This window comes from Streptomyces apocyni, assembly GCF_009739465.1.
Classification (GTDB): Bacteria; Actinomycetota; Actinomycetes; order Streptomycetales; family Streptomycetaceae; genus Streptomyces; species Streptomyces apocyni.
In genome coordinates, this window is the sequence record NZ_WHOM01000036.1 from 233,757 (window position 1) to 250,556 (window position 16,800).

The window sequence follows — 16,800 nt, forward strand, 5'->3', positions numbered from 1 at the left end:
CCGGGGCTCAGCGCACCCGGTCGACCCGGCGTTCGTCCCAGACCGGCTCCGCGCTTTCGCGTACCCGGCCGTCGCTCCCGAAGACCAGGAAGCGGTCGAAGGAGCGGGCGAACCAGCGGTCGTGGGTGACGGCGAGCACCGTGCCCTGGAAGGCCTCCAGGCCTTCCTGGAGCGCCTCGGCCGACTCCAGGTCGAGGTTGTCGGTCGGCTCGTCCAGGAGCAGCGCGGTGACGCCCTGGAGTTCCAGGAGCAGGATCTGGAAGCGCGCCTGCTGGCCGCCGGAGAGCCGGTCGAAGCGCTGCTCGGCCTGCCCGGTCAGCTCGTACCGCCGCAGCCGGGACATCGCGGCGCCGCGGTCCTGGGCGTGCTCGCGCCACAGGATGTCGAGCAGGGTGCGGCCGAACAGCTCGGGGTGCGCGTGGGTCTGCGCGAAATGACCGGGCACGACGCGTGCGCCCAGCTTCCAGACGCCGGTGTGCTCGACGGTGTCGCCCGCGAGCAGCCGCAGGAAGTGTGACTTGCCGGAGCCGTTGGAGCCGAGGACCGCGACCCGCTCGCCGTAGAAGACTTCCAGGTCGAAGGGTTTCATCAACCCGGTCAGCTCCAGGCCCTGGCAGGTCACGGACCGTACGCCGGTGCGTCCGCCGCGCAGCCGCATGGTGATGTCCTGCTCGCGCGGCGGCTCAGGCGGCGGGCCCGCCTCCTCGAACTTGCGCAGCCTGGTCTGCGCGGCGTGGTACCGCGAGGCCAGCTCGTGGCTGTTCTCGGCGGCCTGGCGCAGATTGCGGACCACCTTCTTCAGCTGCTCGTGCTTCTCGTCCCAGCGGCGGCGCAGCTCCTCGAAGCGCGCGAAGCGCTCCTTGCGCGCCTGGTGGTACGTTCCGAAACCACCGCCGTGCACCCAGGCGTCGGCGCCCGCGGGGCCCGGCTCGACGCTGACGATCTTCTCGGCGGCGCGGGCGAGCAGCTCCCGGTCATGGGAGACGAAGAGCACCGTCTTACGGGTCTCCTTCAGCCGCTCCTCCAGCCAGCGCTTGCCCGGTACGTCCAGGTAGTTGTCCGGCTCGTCGAGCAGCAGGACCTCGTCGGTGCCGCGCAGCAGCGACTCCAGGACAAGGCGCTTCTGCTCGCCGCCACTGAGCGTGCGCACCTCGCGGAACTGGGCCTTGTCGTACGGGATGCCGAGGGCGGCGGTGGTACAGATGTCCCAGAGGGTCTCGGCCTCGTAGCCCTGGGCCTCGGCCCAGTCCGACAGCGCCTGGGCGTAGCGCATCTGCGCGGCCTCGTCGTCGACGGTCATGACCGCGTACTCGGCCGCGTCGACGGCGGCCGCGGCCTGCCGGATGCGCGGGCTGGCGACGGAGACCAGCAGGTCGCGGACGGTGGTCTCGTCCCGTACGGACCCCACGAACTGGGGCATCACGCCGAGGCCGCCACTGACCGTGACCGTGCCGCCATGCGGTTGCAGATCGCCGGAGATCAGCCGCAGCAGGGTGGTCTTGCCCGCGCCGTTCGGCCCGACCAGGGCGACGACGGCGCCCTCGCCGACCCGGAAGGAGACATCACCGAGCAGCTCCCTCCCGTCGGGCAGGTAGTACTCGAGGTGCGCGGCTTCCAGATGTCCCATGGTCACGCATTGTCATGGGCAGGGGGGCGGAACGGCAAACGGGTTTCCTGGGGAGGGAAAACGTGACGGCGTCGTGTCCCGGGGTACCCCACCTCGTATGACGTCCTCGTCCGTCCTCTCCCAGGCCGCCGATCTCACTGACCTCTCTGACCTCACTGACCTCACCGAGGCCACCGGTCCCGCGGGCGTGGGCTTGGGCGTGGGCAGCCGGATGGCCCGGCTGGGCGGCTGGCTCCTGGAGCTGGACTGCCGGATCTACGACGGCGTGGCGGCGAGGACCTGGCCTGGCGCCGACCGGGTACTCCCCCGGCTCAGCCGCGCCGCCAACCACGGTGTGCTGTGGTTCGCCACGGCCGCCGGGATCGCCACGGCCGCCTCATCGCCCCGGGCCAGGCGTGCAGCCGTCCGCGGCGTCGCGTCGCTGGCGCTGGCGTCCGCGACGGTCAACACCCTGGGCAAGCGCTCCGTCCGGCGGGCGCGGCCGGTATGGGACGCGGTGCCGCCGATCCGGCGGTTGAAGCGGCGGCCGGTCACCACGTCCTTCCCGTCCGGGCACTCCGCGTCCGCGGCCGCCTTCGCGACCGGGGTCGCTCTGGAGTCCCGTGGCTGGGGCGCGGCGGTGGCACCGCTGGCGCTCGCGGTGGGCCTGTCCCGGGTCTACACCGGCGTGCACTTTCCCAGCGATGTGCTGGCGGGTGGCGCTCTGGGGGTCGCGGCGGCGTTCGCGGTACGCGGCATGGTGCCGACGCGCGGCCAGCTGCCCGTACCCGGGTGCCCGGTGGTGGACGCGCCGAAGCTGCCCGGGGGCCGGGGCCTGACTCTGGTGGTCAACACCGCGGCCACATCGGCCCACCAGGTGGAGGAGGTACGCGAGGCGCTGCCGCACGCCAGGGTCGTGTCGTGCGAGGCGTCGGAACTGGCCGACGTCCTGGAGGAGGCCGCCACCGCGGACGACACCCGGGCGCTGGGCGTGTGCGGCGGGGACGGCTCGGTCAACACGGCGGCCGTCGCGGCGCTGCGGCACGGACTGCCGCTGGCGGTGCTGCCGGGCGGCCGTATGAACCACTTCGCCCACGACCTCCTGATCGAGCACCCTCGGGACCTCTTCCGCGCCGTGGAGAACGGCGACGCGGTGGCGGTGGACGTGGGCCGGTTCCGTACCGGAGACACCCGGGGACACTTCCTCAACGCGCTCAGCCTCGGGGTCTACCCGCAGTTGGTGCGAGAACGGGCACGCTGGACCCACCTGGCGTGGGGCCGGGCGGCCGACGTACTGGCCGCCCTGCGCGTGCTGCGTCACGAACGTCCCCTGCGGATCCAGCCCGCCGGGCCGGGGCGGGGGCGGACGCGGCCGCTCTGGCTGCTGTTCGTGGGCAACGGCACGTACCTCCGGATGGGGCTCCTGCCCGCACGGCGACCCGACCTCGCCGACGGGCTGCTCGACGTGCGGGTGGTGCACGGCGGCCGGGTGCCGGGCGCGCGGCTGCTCGCCGCCGCGCTGGCCGGTCCGATGACACGGTCCCCGTTTCACACGGCGGTACGGCGTAACAGCCTGCGGGTGCGCGGCATCCCGCCGGGTACCCACCTCGGATACGACGGCGAAATCACCGGCTCAGGGCCGGAGTTGGTGATCGACAAGGCCCATGAGGCGTTGACCGTCTATGGACCGGGGACCATATAGCGAGACGGCCATCTCACATTTCAACATCCCGGCGTACGGTGATCCGACCGCGTCGAGCACCGGCTCGAAGCCCAGCGGAGGGAGTACGCCATGCCGGGGAACACCCCGTCGGAGAACGCCGTTTACACCCACGGCCACCACGAGTCCGTGCTACGCTCGCACACTTGGCGCACCGCCGCCAACTCGGCCGCGTATCTCATCGGCGAACTGAAGCCCGGCATGCGCATCCTGGACATCGGTTGCGGCCCCGGCACGATCACCGCCGACCTGGCGTCACTGGTGCCCGGGGGCCAGGTGACGGGCGTGGACACCGCGGCCGACATACTGGTCCAGGCCCGCCAGGTCGCCGACGAACGCGGCCTGGAGAACGTGGAGTTCGGTACGGCCGACGTACACGCCCTGGACTACCCTGACGGCTCGTTCGACGTCGTCCACGCACACCAGGTACTCCAGCATGTGGGGGACCCCGTTCGGGCGCTGACCGAGATGCGCCGGGTGACCGCGCCCGGCGGCCTGGTCGCGGCGCGCGACTCGGACTACGCGGCCATGACCTGGTACCCGTGTCCCCCCGGCCTGGACGACTGGCTGGAGCTGTACCACCGGGTCGCCCGCGCGGGCGGCGGCGAACCGGACGCGGGACGCCGCCTCAAGTCCTGGGCGCTGCACGCCGGTTTCACCGACATCACCACCACGTCCACGGCCTGGACCTTCAGCACCGAGGACGAGCGCGCCTGGTGGAGCGGACTGTGGGCAGATCGCACGACACAGTCGGCGTACGCCCGCCTGGCCGTGGATGGCGGGCACGCGACCACCGCCGAACTGGCGGACATCGCCGAGGCCTGGCGGGAGTGGGGGCGCCAGGACGACGCCTGGTTCTCCGTACTGCACGGAGAGATCCTCTGCCGCGCGTGAATCAGTACAGCGCCATGCAGGTGTCGCTTCCCCTTTCCGGGATACCCGGAATGCAGGAGGTGTGAATCGTGGTTCCTGTCCTGCTTGTCCTCCTCCTCGCGCTCGTGCTCTTCGGGGCCGGATTCGCGCTGGATGTCCTGTGTTGGATCGCCATCGCGGTGCTGGTCATCTGGCTACTCGGTTTCCTTGTGCGCTCCACGACACCGTCCGGGACCAGGTCCCGGTGGTATCGCTGGTAGCTACCGGGGGTAGCTACCGGGCCGTCGCCGCTGTTTCCACCAGCAGCCGGACCCTCGCCGCGATCGACTCGGCGTCGATCCCGGCGGCGTGCAGCTGCTGCTCCGGCGTGGCCGATCCCGGCATCGTCCGGACCGCGAGCCGCGCCAGCCGCGGTGTGGGGCGCCCGTCGGCGAAGGCGCCCCACACCGCGTCTCCGAGGCCGCCCTCCTCATGGTGGTCCTCGACGGTGAGCAGGCACCCGGTCTGCTCGGCCGCTACGCGCAGGGTGCGCCGGTCAACGGGCTTGACCGAGTACAGGTCGATCACACGGACCGGAATGCCGTGGTCGGCCAGGGTATCGGCGGCGGCCAGGGCTTCGTGCACCGTGACCCCGGCCGCGACGACCGTGGCGCGGTCGTCGTCGGACGCGTGCAGCACCCGGGAGCCGCCGATCGGGAACTCCTCGTCCGGGCCGTAGATCACCGGGGTATCCCCGCGCGAGGTCCGCAGGTAGCGGATGCCGGAGCCGTCCGCCATCTGGGCCACGAGCTGGGCCGTCTGGTTCGCGTCACAGGGGTACAGGACCGTCGAGCCGTGCAGTGCACGGAAGAGGGCCAGGTCCTCAAGGCCCATCTGGGACGGGCCATCCTGGCCGATCGCCACGCCCGCGTGTGAGCCGACGACGGCGAGTGAGCTCCCACTGATCGCGGCCATCCGCAGAAAGTCGTGGGCACGGCTGAGGAACGCGGCGAACGTCGCCGCGTACGGCGTCCAGCCGCGCGCGGCGAGTCCGACGGCGGCGGCGACCATCTGCTGCTCGGCGATGTAGCACTGGAAGTAGCGGTCGGGGTGTTCCTTGGCGAAGAACTCCGCACGGGTGGAGTCGCCGACCTCGCCGTCCAGGGCGACGACGTCGCCGCGCGCGTGGCCCAGCGCGGCCAGGGCCTGGCCGAAGGCGGTACGGGTGGCGGCCGTGTCGCCCACGCCGTAGCGCGGCAGGGTCAGGTGGCCGCCACGCATGGCGGGCGGGGGCTGGGCGGTGGGCGGCGGCTGCACCGTGAGGCGCACCTCGCGCGGACCGCCGAGCTCCGCGATCGCCGCGTCGGGGTCGGCCAGGGGCTTTCCGTGCAGTCCCTCCCGGTCCTCCGCCGACGCCACCTCGCTGCCCTTGACCGTACGGGCGAGGATCGCGGTGGGCTGCCCGGCCGTCGAGCGGGCCTCGTGACAGGCGCGATCGATGGCGGCCGGGTCATGGCCGTCGATCTCCGTGGTGTGCCAGCCGAAGGCCCGCAGGCGGCGGGCGTACGCGCCGAGGTCGTGGCCGTAGCGGGTAGGCCCACGCTGGCCGAGGCGGTTGACATCCACCAGCGCGGTCAGATGGTCCAGATGCTCGTAACCGGCGTGCTCGGCGGCCTCCCACATCGATCCCTCGGCGAACTCGCTGTCGCCGCACAGCACCCACACCCGGTAGTCGGCCCGGTCCAGGCGCTTGCCCGCGAGGGCCATACCGACGCCCACGGGCAGCCCCTGCCCGAGCGAGCCGGTGGCCACCTCGACCCAGGGCAGCGCCTGGGGCGTCGGGTGCCCTTCGAGTCGGCTGCCCAGGGTCCGAAAGGTCAGCAGTTCGGCGTCGTCGATGACACCGACGGCCTTGTACACGGCGTACAGCAGGGGTGAAGCGTGCCCTTTAGAGAGGATGAAACGGTCGTTTCCGGGGTGTTCGGGATGCGAGAAGTCGTAGCGGAGGTGGTGGGCGAACAGGACCGCCACCAGGTCCGCGGCCGACATCGAGGACGTGGCGTGTCCGGACCCCGCCGCGGCCGTCGCGCGGATCGAATCCACGCGCAGTTGGCGGCCCAGTTCCGTGAGCTGCTGTTCGGTGTGTTGCTGTTCGGTGATTCGCTCAGGGCGCATCGGATTCCTCCCCAGGAGGGCCCGGTATACGGGCGAGTTCGGGCGACGCGGTGTCCAGCGGCACCGACCCGGAACGCACCAGGCCCAGCTGTACGGCCTGCCGGGGCAACAGCGCGTCCAACAGCCAGTCGGCGGCAACCCGGACGCGATTGCCGGGCATCGCTGCGAGGTGGTAACCACGGGTCACCACACCGGCGAGCGGCCAAGGCAGCGGTACGCCAAGGGGGTTGGCGGCCGCCTGCGTACCGCCAAGGTCCACGGTGAAGCCAAGCTCACCGTGCTGGAAGCGCCTGCGGCGGCCCAGGCCGAGCGACGCGGCGACGTTGTGGGCCACGGCCGCGCCCTGTCGCCAGGCATGCTGTGCGGTCATCGGCGTCAACGATCCAGGGTTGCGCGCGTCCGGCACCGCGGCCGCGTCGCCACACGCGAACACCTCGGGGTGGTCCGGCACGTTGAGGAACGGATCGACGACGAGCCGCCCCCGCTCCATCGGCCGCCCGAGCCGCTCGACGAAGGGGTCGGGGCGTACGCCCACACACCAGATGAGCGTACGGGTCGCGACGAACTCACCGGAGTCGAGCCGGACTCCGTCGCTCATCGCCTCCTCGACGGAGGTCTCGGTGCGCACCTGGACGCCGCGGCGACGCAGCACCCGGTCGGCGGTACGGGACAGCCGCCGGTCCAGCTCCGGCAGCACCCGTGGGGCGATGTCGAGCAGCAGCCAGCGCGGGCTGACGCCCTCGGGCAGCGCCTGGCCGCGCACCAGGGAGTCGGTGAACAGCTTGCCCTGCGCCGCGACTTCGGTGCCCGTGTAGCCCGCTCCCACCACCACGAACGTACAGCGCGCCCGGCGGGCGGCCGGATCGTCGTCCGCCGAGGCCAGCTCGATCTGGCGGGTGACGTGATCGCGCAGGTACAGCGCCTCGGGCACGCCGCGGAAGCCATGGGCGTGCTCGGCGATCCCGGGCACCGGCAGCAGCTTGTTGACGCTGCCGACGGCCAGCACCAGCCGGTCGTACGCCAGGACACCGCGCTCGCCCTCGGGGTCGGTGTAGCGCACCTGGCGGGCCTCCAGGTCCACTCCGTCGGCCTCACCCAGGATCAGACGCACCCGCGGCAGGGTGCGGGTGAGCGAGACGGTGACCCGGCGTGGCTCCAGGATTCCGGTCGCTACCTGGGGCAGCAGGGGCAGATACAGAAAGTAGTCGGTGGGGTTCAGCAGGACGACCTCGGCCTTGTTCCGAACCGCGTGGGTGAGGGTGCGGGCGGCTCGGTAGCCGGCGAAGCCAGCCCCGATGATCACGACTCGATTCCGGCTCACTTACTCCTCCGGCGCGTATCGCGTGCGGCGTGTCGGATGCGGTGTCCCGAGTGCGGTGTCTCGAGTACAGCCACTCCCAGGTGCCCCGGGCTCGGGCTGCCAAACAGCCACCGACAAGGGCTGACCCGCGTTCCAGCGAAACGATCACCCCTTGGGCCGGGGCCAACTAGGGTTCTCCTCATGGAGATCCTGGGAACCACGCTGCGCGTATGCGTCGATGACCTGGACGCTTCGGTGGCGTTCTACGAACGCCTCTCGGGCAGCAGGGCGATGCGCTTCGAGCGCGGCGGGGTGTCGGTCGCGGCCGTCGGCTGCTTCCTGCTGATGAGCGGGCCCGCCGCCGAGCTCGACGTACTGCGCCGGGTCGCGGCGACGATCGCGGTGCAGGACGTCGACGAGGCCCACGCGGTCCTCAGCGCGTCCGGCGCGAGGGTCGTCGCGGGCCCGGTGCCGACCCCGCTGGGCCGGAACCTGATCGCGGTCCACCCGGACGGCTCGGTGTTCGAGTACGCGGACCGGCAGGCCACCTCCTGACGCACCACTCAGCCTGACGCCACCCGTCAGCTGGGCAGCATCTCGCGGGTCAGCGCCCGCCGTTCGTGATCGCGCCAGGCCCCGTGAAGGCCTCGCCGTCGCTGTGGCGGAGCGCGCGCAGCCCTACGCGGGGCCCTTCGGTGAGGTAGGTGCTGCCGTCATTGATCATCTCCGTACGGTAGCGGTCGGGCCGATCCGCCCGGCGGGCCGCTCACGGGCGTCTCACGGGGGGTCTCACTGGCGTCGCTTGACGAAGTAGGCCCCGCACACCGCCCCGATCACCGCGGTGCTGAGCAGTGCCGCCCACAGCGGCATGGTCACCTCGGGGATGAGCAGGCGGATCTTGGTGTGGCGGGTGTTCTCGAAGATGAAGATCAGGCCGAGGATGCCGAGGCCCGCGACGGTGAGGCGCCCGGGCGTCATCAGCTCGCGCACGCGGCCACTGCCTGGGGACGACTTCTTGGCCGAGCCTTTGGACGAGCCTTTGCTGGCGCTCATGTGCGGACCCTTCCCTCGGAGGTTCGGCGGCCCACCCCCGCACTTCCAGCATGGACGGTCCATCGGGGTCCCCGCACGGCGAGCACGGTGTACGGTGTGCCACGGGCCGGTACGCTAGGCCGACCGGATGACAACCGTGCGGGGCCCTACCGCAGCGCCGGCACCTCGAACCTGAGCGTGCCCCGGTCCGCGTCCAGCACCGCGGGCACCCCGAGCGGCACGGTCAGCGCCCCCTCGCAGTGTCCGAACCCGAGCTCCTCGACCACGGGCACCCCGAGCCCGGCGAGCCGGTCGAGCAGCACTGCGCGTACCTCGTCGTAGGGTCCGCAGTCCGCCCAGGAGCCGAGCGCGATCCCGGCGACGCCGTCCAGAAAGCCGGAGCGCAGCAACTGGGTGAGCGCACGGTCGATCCGGTACGGCTCCTCGCCGGTGTCCTCGAGACAGAGCAGACCACCCCGCGCCGAGCGCCTGGCGTGCGCGGTGCCGAGGTCGGCGGCGAGGAGGGCGAGGCAGCCGCCGAGGGTGACGCCCGCCGCCCGGCCGGGGACCAGCGTCCCGCCGCCGTCGAGCGTCTGGACCGTCTCGGGTGCGAACAGCGTGGCGTACAGGTGCTCCTGGGAGCGGGCCTCCTTGGCGAGGCCCGCGCCCGCGACCATCGGTCCGTGCAGCGTGGCCAGGCCCATACGTACCGCGAACGCCTCGTGCAGGGCGGTCACATCGCTGAAGCCGAGGAAGAGCTTGGGGCCCGCCGCCCGCATGGCCTGCCAGTCCAGCAGGTCGACCATGCGCTGGACGCCGTATCCTCCTCGGGCGCAGAACACGGCGGCGACACCGGGATCGCACCAGGCGGCTTGCAGATCGCGGGCGCGGTCGGCGTCCGTGCCCGCGAGATAGTCGAACGCGGCGTGCGTATCGAGCAGATGGGGCCCGAGGGTCGGCTCCAGGCCCCAGCCGCGCAGCACATCGAGCCCCTCCTGAAGCCGGTCATCGGGCACCGGACCACTGGGCGCGACGACGGCCACCCGGTCGCCCGCGGCCAGCCGCCCGGGGCGGGTGAGTGGCCGCGTGGCCTGAGGCAGCGTCACTTGGTGAGTTCCAGGGTCGGGATGCCGGGCGGGGTGATGCCGAAGGTCTGTGCGTACAGCGAGAGTTCGGACTCCAGGCAGCGGATTACGGTGTCCGCGCGCCGGAAGCCGTGGCTCTCCCCCTCGAAGGCGATATAGGCGTGCGGCACCCGGCGCCCGGCCATGGTGGCGAGGAATCGCTCGCACTGGGCGGGCGGACAGATCACGTCGTCCAGGCCCTGGAGCAGCAGGAACGGCGCGGTGATCCGCTCGGCGTGGTGGAGGGGCGAGCGCTCGCGATAGCGGCCTGGCACCTCGTCGATGGGGCCGACCAGGGAGTGCAGGTACCGCGACTCGAAGTCATGGGTCTCGCCGGTCCCCCAGCTGGTGAGGTCGAGGATCGGGTACTGCACGGTGCCACAGGCATACAGGTCCGTGGTGGCGAGCGAGGCGGCCGCGGTCCAGCCACCGGCGCTGCCGCCGCGGATCGCGAGCCTGGCCCGGTCGGCGGTGCCCTCGTCGGCCAGGGCCTGCGCGACGGCCGCGCAGTCCTCCACATCGACGACGCCCCACTGCTCGCGCAGCCGGTCGCGGTAGGCGCGGCCGTATCCGGTCGACCCGCCGTAGTTGACTTCGGCGATCCCGATGCCGCGTGAGGTGAAGTAGGCGATCTCCAGGTCCAGTACGAGGGGGGCGCGCCCGGTGGGGCCGCCGTGGGCCCAGACCACATAGGGCGGCAACTCGGCGTCGGGCGCCCGGTGGCCGGGGTTGTGCGGGGGATAGATATGGGCGTGGATCTCGCGCCCGGCCGGGCCCGCGAAGGTACGGATCTGTGGTTCCGGGTAGTACGCGGGGTCCACCGGGTCGTCGTGCTCGGCGCCCACCACCCGGGCGTGCCCGGTGGCGGTGTCCAGCTCCACCACCTCGTACGCGCTGCGCGGGCTGGCCGCGACACCGACCACCCGGGAGCCGTGCGCGGCCAGGGTCGGGGCCCACTCCGTCCAGGGTCCCGCCGTGTCGACGACCTCGCCGCTCTCCGGGTCGAGGATGCCGAGGGCGGTGGCGCCGGTGCCGTGCACCACGGCGATCAGTCCACTCGACAGCGGAGTGAACCAGCGCTGGCCGATCTTCCACAGCGGCCCGGCGAACTCCTCGTCGCGCGGACAGAGCGCGACCGCCCCACGGTGGGGGTCGGCGCGGTACAGATTCCACCAGCCGCTGCGGTCGGACGCGAACAGCAGGGTCCCGTCGGCCGCCCATTCGACCTGCACGATCGACTCGTCCTCGCCCCCGGCGAGTGTCCGCGCCTGGCCCGGCAGCCCGTCCTCGCCGACGTCGGCGACGACCAACTCGGTGCCGTCCCAGGGCATCCGGGGATGGTCCCAGGCGATCCAGGCCGCACGCCGCCCGTCCGGCGAGAGCCTGGCGCCGGTGACGAACCGGTGTGTCGCGTCGGACAGTTCCCGCACCGCCGTACGGTCATCGGCGGCGGAGCCGTCCAGCGGCACGGCCGCCACGACCCGGCGCACGTCGCTGGGCCCGCTGCCGGTGAACTCCTCCAGGACGCACCACACTTCGCCGCGGTCAAGGTGGACCTGCGGGTCGGCCCAGCGCAGTCCGTCGCCGATCGCGGACAGGGGCGTGAGCGGCCGGGGTTCGGCGCCGGGGGCGTCGGGCTCGTAGGCGTACAGCCGCTGGTCGGCGAAGTCGACGAACACCACCAGCGGTCCCTCCGGCCGCGCTGCCCCGGCCCACGGCTGGCCGCCGTACTCGATCACCCTGCTGCGCACGTTCCACGGGGCGGGGAGCACCGACCGCTCCCCCTGCCCGGTCCCGCGCACCAGCGCGCGCCGTCCGCCCTCGGTGGGGCGCGGCTCGGTCCACCACACCTCGTCGCCGACGAAGCCCACGTACTCGGGGCGCCCGTCGTGCGAGGCGGCCAGGGCCGCGTCGATCGGTGATGTCCAGGCCCCGTACGGCAGCGTCCGTACCATGTCCCCCACTCCCCTAGGCCGTGCGCAGATAGCGATCAAGCACCTTGGTGCCGAAGTGCAGCGCCTCGACCGGCACCCGCTCGTCGACGCCGTGGAAGAGGGCGTGGTAGTCGAAGCCCTCGGGCAGCTTCAGCGGCGAGAAGCCGTAGCCGGTGATGCCGAGCCGGGAGAACTGCTTGGCGTCGGTGCCCCCCGCCATGCAGTACGGCACCACATGCCCTTCCGGGGCGAACTCCTCGATGGCCGCACGCATCTTGGCGTAGGTGGGGGTGCCGATCGGCGCTTGGAGGGCCGCCTCCCGGTGCTGGAACTCCCACTCCACGTCGGGGCCGGTGAGCCGGTCGAGGGTGTCGCTGAACTCCTGCTCGCCGCCCGGCAGATACCTGCCGTCGACGTAGGCGACCGCCTCGCCCGGAATCACGTTGATCTTGTATCCGGCCTGCAGCATCGTGGGGTTGGCGCTGTTGCGCACGGTCGGCTCGACCAGGGAGGACGCCCGGCCCAGCTTGTCGAGCAGGTTGTCCACGTCGAAGTGGGGGGCGTCCACCGGCTCCTCGATGCCGTACAGCGCCGCGAGTTCCTTGAGCGCGGCCGTGACGGTCGGGGTGAGCCGCACCGGCCACTCGTGCTCGGCGATCCGCGCGATCGCACCGGCCAGCCTGCTCACCGCGTTGGCGCGGTTGACCTTGGAGCCATGTCCCGCTCTGCCGCGCGCGGTGAGCTTGAGCCAGCCGGTGCCGCGCTCCCCCGCCCCGATCGGGTAGAGCTCCATGCCGGGGCCCGCGTGGAAGGTGAAGGCGCCGGATTCGCTGATGCCTTCGGTGCAGCCCTCGAAGAGGTCCGCGTGCTGGTCGGCGAGAAATCCGGAGCCGTCCTCGGCGCTGGCCTCCTCGTCCGCGGTGAAGGCGATCACCAGATCGCGCCTGGGGCGTACGCCGAGCCGCGCCCAGGACCGTAGGACCGCGAGGATCATCGCGTCCATGTTCTTCATGTCGACGGCGCCGCGCCCCCAGACCACGCCGTCGCTGACGTCTCCGGAGAAGGGGTGCCGCTGCCAGTCGGCGGCCTCGGCGGGGACCACGTCCAGGTGCCCGTGCACCAGCAGGGCGTCGGCGGACGGGTCGGTGCCCTCCAGCCGGGCCACCACGTTCGTCCGGCCGGGAGTGCGCTCCAGGAGTGTGGGGGTGAGTCCGGCCCCGGCCAGCTGCTCGGCCGCGTACTCCGCGGCGGGCCGCTCCCGGCAGTCACCGCCCCCGCGGTTGGTCGTGTCGATACGGATCAGGTCCGAGGTGAACCGTACGACCTCCTCCAGTGCCTGTCCGTCAGCCATACTGCTCCTCCACCGCCGCGGACACCAGCGTGGTGACCGCCTTGAACGTGCGAATGCCCTCGTACATCGTCTCGCTGGTGTAAGCGACCTTCCGCTCCCCCGTGCGCTCCACACCCGGGACGACCGTGGCCGCCAGGGACAGGTGCTCGGCGTCGAACTCAAGGGCCACGGTGAACGGGCCGCCGCGCACCGGTTCGTACCGCCCGGCCAGCGAGGTGGCGTCCTTGGCCGCGGCCCTGATCTCGGCGGCCGTACGCGCGGGGGTGCGGCAGCGGGCCGCGTACCGCGAGACATGGTCCTTGACCGCGACCTTGCGGGCCTCGGGCGCGTACCCGAGCGCGTCCTCGCATGCGAGGTCGTCACCGGTGACAAGGAGCACCGGTACACCGTACTCGGCGACCACATGAGCGTTCAGCAGACCCTCGCTGGCCCGTACGCCGTTGACCCACACGCCGGTGATGGAGTTGGCGAGATACGTGTGCGCGAGCACTCCCTCCATGCCCGCGCCCGCGTGATAGCCGAGGAAGGCGATGCCGTCCACGTCGCCGTGCTGGACGCCTTCGACCATGCTGAGCGACTTGTGCCGCCCGGTGAGCATCTCGGCCCGTTCGTCGAGCTGTTCGAGCAGCAGATTGCGCATGGTCCAGTGGGCTTCGTTGATGAGCACCTCAGCGGCGCCGCCGTCGAAGAAACCGCGCACCGCCGCGTTCACATCGGAGGTGAACATCGAGCGGCAGCGCTCCCACTGCGGGGTCCCGGGGAGCACGTCCGCGGGCCAGGTCACGCCGGTGGCGCCCTCCATGTCGGCGCTGATGAGGATCTTCATGCCGTTTCACGTTACGCGCCAAGCGGGAAACCGGCTACGACGGAGTGCACGTTCGGGCTCTACGACACCTGTGGCCGCTGTGGTGCCAGGCCGGTGACGTCCTGGACATGACGCAGGCTCGGTTCGGCGAGGATGTGGTGCAGGTCCTGGAAGACCTGGCGTGCGGCGACGGCGTTCCAGTCCGCGGGCAGCAGCGCGGCGGGCAGGCCGGGGTCGAGGTAGGGGAGGCGGCGCCATCGGGTGAGCATCGGCACGTAGTGACGGAACGCCTCGGCGGGGTCGAGGCCGTCCTGACGCGACAGGTGTTCGGCGACCGGGGCGTAGGCGTCGGTGAACGCGGCGTACTGGGCTTCCAGGGCCGGGAAGTCCCACCAGGTGCCGACGGTCGAGCGCAGGTCGCTGAACGCGGCGTAGTCGGCGGCGAACAGGTGCACGTAGTCGCTGAGGCCGAGGCGTTCGAGCATGTCGCGGGCGTCGTCGAGCAGACGGCCGGGGGCCAGCCAGACGCCCGGCGCCATGTTCCCGAAGCCCAGCCAGGTCAGCCGGGTGCGTAGCTGGTAGCGGTAGGAGCGCTCGGTCTCCGGTACGGAGAAGACCGCCATCACCCAGCCGTCGGCCAGGTTCGCGGGTTCCAGGCTGCCGAAGATGCGCCGGTCGCCCTCGTCGAAAATGGGGTGGACGGCCGGGCTCAGCCGGTAGCCGGTGGCCGACTGCCGTTCGGGCTCCAGGACGCCCTTCTTCTTCAGCCGGGAGATGGCCGAGCGCACCGCCTGGCTGTCCACGTCCAGTTCGGACATCAGGGTGATCAGGTCCGCGATGGAGATCCATCCGCCGAGGCGGCGCAGGAACGCCCCGTAGACCGTGTTGATCAACGAGCTGGGTCGGGTGGGACTGTCCGCCATGATCGCCTTCCGTCGTGTGCGGTGGCGATCTTACCGAGCGGCTCGCCGGGGCGACCGGGCACGCCGGTCACGCCGGTCAGCCGGTCACGGTCGCCCGCTCGGGCAGTGGCGTATCGGCGTAGTCGCCGGACAGGAGGTGGCCCGCTCCGGGAGCCACGGCCGGGAGGTCCAGGGCGCGCAGCATCTGATGGGCGGTGCAGACCGCTGCGGACACCACGGGCTTGCCCAGGAGTTGTTCGGCCTCCTCGATCGCCCCCAGGGACGGCATCTGGACACAGGCGGAGAGCACTACGGCGTCGGCGTCGGTGTGGTCCAGGGCGTCGGCGAGGCCGGGCAGGGCCGCTGGGTCATGGGCGGCGACGTCCAGGTTGTTGGGGATCTCCAGCGCCTGGTAGTCCAGGACTTCGATGCCCTCGTGCGTGAGGTAGTCGACGACGGTCCTCGTGAGGGGGCGCATGTAGGGGGCGATCAGGGCGATCTTCCTGGCGCCGAGGGTGTGCAGTCCGTGGACCAGAGCGCCGGCGCTGGTGACGACGGGCGCGGGGGCCCCGTTCTCGACGGTGCGGGTGTGCAGGCGGTCCTCGGATGTGCGGTGGTAGCCGAGGCCCATGCTCATGATGGCGACCAGGCAGGCGTAGCCGAGTACGTCGACGTGGGCGTCGGAGAGTTCCACGGCGCAGCGGTCGGAGTCGGCGTCCATGGCCGTGAGCTGTTCGGGGGTGACGTGGGTCATGCGCATGCGGCTGGAGTGGAAGGTGAAGCGTTCGGGGGCGATCGCGTGCCTGGCGCGCAGGATCGCCGGGACTTCCGTTTCCATGGTGACGTTGGAGCTGGGCACGATCTGGCCGATGCGGTAGGTCTGGCGGTAGGTCTGTTGGGGGCGGTGCGACACGGGCGCTCCTGATGGCGGAATACGGGCGACGGATACGGCTCGGGTGGAGCGGCGGGAGGGGTCAGCGGGAGCGGTCAGCGGGCGTCGATCACCGGGTTGGTGAGCGTGCCGATGCCTTCGACCGTGGCTTCGACGGTGTCGCCGGGGGTGAGGAACTCCGGCGGAACCATGCCCGCTCCGACGCCCGAGGGGGAGCCGGTAGCGATGACGTCGCCGGGTTCGAGGGTGACGCCCGAGGTGATGTCGGCGATGAGCCGGGCGATGGGGAAGAGCATGTGGCGGGTGTTCGACTTCTGCTTGGTGACGCCGTTGACGCGCAGCGAGAGGTCCAGGGCCATCGGGTCGGGCACGTCGTCCGCGGTGACGACGGCCGGGCCGAAGGGGGCGTAGGAGTCCTGGCCCTTGGAGAAGAACCACTGGCCGGAGCGGCGCTGGTCGCGGGCGCTGATGTCGTTGACGATGCTGTAGCCGAAGACGTACGACAAGGCGTCCTCCTCGCTCACGCGGCGGGCGGTGCGTCCGATGACGACGGCGAGTTCGCATTCCCAGTCCAGCTGGGCCGTCAGGTCTCCGTTGTGCAGGATCGGCTGGCCGGGTCCCGTGACGGCCGTGGCGGGCTTACTGAACAGGACGGGGCGCGGGGGCAGTTCCTTGTCCGTGTCCAGGCTGCGGCTGGACTCCTCGACATGTTCGACGTAGTTGAGGCCGACTCCGATGATCTTGCCGGGGCGCAGCGGGGCGTTGAGCGACACCGCGTCGAGCCGGTGGACGGCCTCGTCCGGCCAGGTGGCGGGGTCGCTGAGCAGGAGGCGTCGCGCGGCTTCGCGGGCAGGGGCGTCGGCCTGGATGAAGGACAGGAGGTCGCCGGGCAGGTCGACACCACCGTGCGCTGCCAGCGCGGCGAGGTCGATCACGCAGTCGTCGACCTGCGCGCCGAGGCGGGCGGGCGCGTCGTCGTGGGTGTACGTCAGCAGACGCATGAGTACTCCTTGGCAGGGGGCGGGGCAAGGTGAGAGGGCGGGGCGAGGGGGCGAGGAGGGAGGGACGGAGCGAGCGAAGGGGGGCGCCGCCGCGCCGGTTCCGGTG

Annotated in this window: 15 protein-coding genes; 4 read left to right on the forward strand and 11 right to left on the reverse strand. The window is 71.8% G+C overall.

What is annotated here, in order from left to right:
• Positions 1–7: 7 nt before the first annotated feature.
• On the reverse strand, positions 8–1,627 hold the full coding sequence (locus tag GCN81_RS04720; RefSeq protein WP_156722160.1) for an ABC-F family ATP-binding cassette domain-containing protein: 1,620 nt from the start codon (positions 1,625–1,627) through the stop codon (positions 8–10).
• A 211-nt stretch (positions 1,628–1,838) separates the two neighbouring features.
• Here GCN81_RS04720 and GCN81_RS04725 point away from each other — a divergent pair, with 211 nt between their 5' ends.
• The 3 genes from GCN81_RS04725 (at position 1,839) to GCN81_RS04735 (ending at position 4,459) form a co-directional block, all read left to right on the forward strand.
• Positions 1,839–3,308, forward strand: coding sequence for a bifunctional phosphatase PAP2/diacylglycerol kinase family protein (locus tag GCN81_RS04725; protein WP_156722369.1), 1,470 nt, complete (start codon positions 1,839–1,841; stop codon positions 3,306–3,308).
• 90 nt (positions 3,309–3,398) lie between these two features.
• Positions 3,399–4,220 (forward strand): class I SAM-dependent methyltransferase, encoded by an 822-nt coding sequence (locus GCN81_RS04730; RefSeq protein WP_156722161.1) that lies wholly within the window; start codon positions 3,399–3,401, stop codon positions 4,218–4,220.
• A 68-nt stretch (positions 4,221–4,288) separates the two neighbouring features.
• Positions 4,289–4,459: a hydrophobic protein gene (locus GCN81_RS04735; RefSeq protein WP_156722162.1), complete on the forward strand. Its 171-nt coding sequence runs from the start codon at positions 4,289–4,291 to the stop codon at positions 4,457–4,459.
• Positions 4,460–4,472: 13 nt separating this feature from the next.
• Here the strand turns inward: GCN81_RS04735 and GCN81_RS04740 are convergent, their stop codons facing one another.
• Positions 4,473–6,353 carry a transketolase gene (locus GCN81_RS04740; protein WP_156722163.1) on the reverse strand — a complete coding sequence of 627 codons (1,881 nt, stop codon included), beginning with the start codon at positions 6,351–6,353 and terminating at the stop codon, positions 4,473–4,475.
• A complete protein-coding gene (locus GCN81_RS04745; RefSeq protein WP_156722164.1) occupies positions 6,343–7,674 on the reverse strand; it encodes an NAD(P)/FAD-dependent oxidoreductase in 1,332 nt (443 codons plus the stop codon). The genes GCN81_RS04740 and GCN81_RS04745 overlap by 11 nt, the downstream gene beginning before the upstream one ends.
• Positions 7,675–7,854: 180 nt before the next feature.
• On the opposite strand from GCN81_RS04745, the gene GCN81_RS04750 reads away from it, so the two are divergent.
• Entirely contained in the window at positions 7,855–8,208 is a 354-nt protein-coding gene (locus GCN81_RS04750) for a VOC family protein (RefSeq protein WP_156722165.1), read from the forward strand.
• Between the two features lie 234 nt (positions 8,209–8,442).
• Here GCN81_RS04750 and GCN81_RS04755 read toward each other — a convergent pair whose 3' ends face one another.
• The 8 genes from GCN81_RS04755 to GCN81_RS04790 form a co-directional block, all read right to left on the reverse strand.
• Entirely contained in the window at positions 8,443–8,706 is a 264-nt protein-coding gene (locus GCN81_RS04755) for a LapA family protein (RefSeq protein ID WP_231626370.1), read from the reverse strand.
• 146 nt (positions 8,707–8,852) lie between these two features.
• The gene (locus tag GCN81_RS04760; RefSeq protein ID WP_407697934.1) at positions 8,853–9,791 is read right to left on the reverse strand and encodes a S66 peptidase family protein; all 939 of its coding nucleotides are present in this window, start codon (positions 9,789–9,791) and stop codon (positions 8,853–8,855) included.
• The gene (locus GCN81_RS04765; protein ID WP_197287473.1) at positions 9,788–11,764 is read right to left on the reverse strand and encodes a S9 family peptidase; all 1,977 of its coding nucleotides are present in this window, start codon (positions 11,762–11,764) and stop codon (positions 9,788–9,790) included. Before GCN81_RS04765 ends, GCN81_RS04760 begins: the two co-directional genes overlap by 4 nt.
• Positions 11,765–11,777: 13 nt before the next feature.
• A complete protein-coding gene (locus tag GCN81_RS04770) occupies positions 11,778–13,094 on the reverse strand; it encodes a M20/M25/M40 family metallo-hydrolase (protein WP_156722167.1) in 1,317 nt (438 codons plus the stop codon).
• Positions 13,087–13,920 (reverse strand): M55 family metallopeptidase, encoded by an 834-nt coding sequence (locus GCN81_RS04775; protein WP_156722168.1) that lies wholly within the window; start codon positions 13,918–13,920, stop codon positions 13,087–13,089. The genes GCN81_RS04770 and GCN81_RS04775 overlap by 8 nt, the downstream gene beginning before the upstream one ends.
• A gap of 59 nt (positions 13,921–13,979) precedes the next feature.
• Positions 13,980–14,822, reverse strand: coding sequence for a PaaX family transcriptional regulator (locus GCN81_RS04780; RefSeq protein WP_156722169.1), 843 nt, complete (start codon positions 14,820–14,822; stop codon positions 13,980–13,982).
• Positions 14,823–14,898: 76 nt separating this feature from the next.
• Entirely contained in the window at positions 14,899–15,639 is a 741-nt protein-coding gene (locus GCN81_RS04785) for a maleate cis-trans isomerase family protein (protein ID WP_156722372.1), read from the reverse strand.
• 149 nt (positions 15,640–15,788) lie between these two features.
• Positions 15,789–16,694 carry a fumarylacetoacetate hydrolase family protein gene (locus GCN81_RS04790; protein ID WP_156722170.1) on the reverse strand — a complete coding sequence of 302 codons (906 nt, stop codon included), beginning with the start codon at positions 16,692–16,694 and terminating at the stop codon, positions 15,789–15,791.
• Positions 16,695–16,800 lie beyond the last annotated feature (106 nt).

Excerpts from the sequence above, each read along its gene's own strand:
- GCN81_RS04720 (WP_156722160.1), bottom strand. The coding sequence starts at position 1,627 with ATGGGACATCTGGAAGCCGCGCACCTCGAGTACTACCTGCCCGACGGG.
- GCN81_RS04725 (WP_156722369.1), top strand. The coding sequence starts at position 1,839 with ATGGCCCGGCTGGGCGGCTGGCTCCTGGAGCTGGACTGCCGGATCTAC.
- GCN81_RS04730 (WP_156722161.1), top strand. The coding sequence starts at position 3,399 with ATGCCGGGGAACACCCCGTCGGAGAACGCCGTTTACACCCACGGCCAC.
- GCN81_RS04740 (WP_156722163.1), bottom strand. The coding sequence starts at position 6,353 with ATGCGCCCTGAGCGAATCACCGAACAGCAACACACCGAACAGCAGCTC.
- GCN81_RS04750 (WP_156722165.1), top strand. The coding sequence starts at position 7,855 with ATGGAGATCCTGGGAACCACGCTGCGCGTATGCGTCGATGACCTGGAC.
- GCN81_RS04755 (WP_231626370.1), bottom strand. The coding sequence starts at position 8,706 with ATGAGCGCCAGCAAAGGCTCGTCCAAAGGCTCGGCCAAGAAGTCGTCC.
- GCN81_RS04765 (WP_197287473.1), bottom strand. The coding sequence starts at position 11,764 with ATGGTACGGACGCTGCCGTACGGGGCCTGGACATCACCGATCGACGCG.
- GCN81_RS04770 (WP_156722167.1), bottom strand. The coding sequence starts at position 13,094 with ATGGCTGACGGACAGGCACTGGAGGAGGTCGTACGGTTCACCTCGGAC.
- GCN81_RS04775 (WP_156722168.1), bottom strand. The coding sequence starts at position 13,920 with ATGAAGATCCTCATCAGCGCCGACATGGAGGGCGCCACCGGCGTGACC.
- GCN81_RS04780 (WP_156722169.1), bottom strand. The coding sequence starts at position 14,822 with ATGGCGGACAGTCCCACCCGACCCAGCTCGTTGATCAACACGGTCTAC.
- GCN81_RS04785 (WP_156722372.1), bottom strand. The coding sequence starts at position 15,639 with ATGGAAACGGAAGTCCCGGCGATCCTGCGCGCCAGGCACGCGATCGCC.
- GCN81_RS04790 (WP_156722170.1), bottom strand. The coding sequence starts at position 16,694 with ATGCGTCTGCTGACGTACACCCACGACGACGCGCCCGCCCGCCTCGGC.